The following is a 320-nucleotide window of genomic DNA, read 5'->3' as shown; positions in this document are numbered from 1 at the left end:
ACCGTTAATTTTTTTTAAAATAAATAACAAAACATAATAATTGTGCGTTAGCAGTTTAGCAGTTAATAGTTTTAAATTATATTTGCTGCTTAAAAATACTGCTGCATGAACACCTTTTTAAAACGAATATTAATACTATTATCTATTATTGCTTTAGGCTTATTATTGTATTCTGTTTTTGTTGAAAATATTTTTGATAAACGCCTCAGTCCTAAAGATACTGTAAAATTTGAATTGAATGATTTAAGGCTAAAGGTGTTTTATAACAGACCATTTAAAAAAGAACGTGAAATTTTTGGGGCGTTAGTACCTTATAATAA

1 protein-coding gene is annotated in these 320 nt (G+C 25.3%); it reads left to right on the top strand.

Annotated features, from left to right (window positions below; genetic code table 11):
* Positions 1-105: 105 nt before the first annotated feature.
* The coding region (locus FUA24_RS11050; RefSeq protein ID WP_148542249.1) for a DUF2911 domain-containing protein at positions 106-320 on the top strand (215 nt) is incomplete at its 3' end.

The sequence above is a fragment of the Seonamhaeicola marinus genome (assembly GCF_008085455.1).
The sequence above is the reverse complement of the archived record's forward strand: the minus strand, read 5'-3'. Positions and strand labels throughout refer to the sequence as shown.